Annotated in this window: 1 pseudogene; it reads right to left on the reverse strand. The window is 73.9% G+C overall.

Annotated elements, in window-relative coordinates:
* Positions 1-444: pseudogene (locus EXE44_RS18220) on the reverse strand (stage II sporulation protein M); the annotation flags it as partial.

Here is a 444-nt window from a genome sequence, read left to right on the forward strand (position 1 = left end):
ACGGCCACCGGCGCGAACGCGAAGAGGATCCGGACGAGCGCGAGGGCGACGAAGCCGACGAGGAGGGCGGCGACCGCGACCGCGGCCCCGAGGAACGGGTTCGCGAGGAACGCCGCGCCGACCGCGAGCGACCCGAGCGCGATCACGCCGATCCAGAGGAGCAGCTCGGCGACGTACAGCCCGAGGAACGTCAGCCAGCGTGATCGTGCGCCGGCGATCCCCCCGACGAGTCCGCGCTCGTCGCGGAGGCTCGCGGCGACGGCCGAGAGCTGACCGGCCGAGATGACGGTGTACGCGACCACGGCGAGGACGACCGTGACGAGCACGCCGGCGGCGAACAGGACCGCGACGGTGGGCGTCAACAGCGGTTCGAACGCGGGGGTCAATCCCTCCGCCCACGCCCGGAGCGCCGCCGGATCCTGGGTCTCCGGCGGCGGTTCGATC

The sequence above is a fragment of the Halorubrum sp. SS7 genome, assembly GCF_005435055.1.
Classification (GTDB): domain Archaea; phylum Halobacteriota; class Halobacteria; order Halobacteriales; family Haloferacaceae; genus Halorubrum; species Halorubrum salinarum.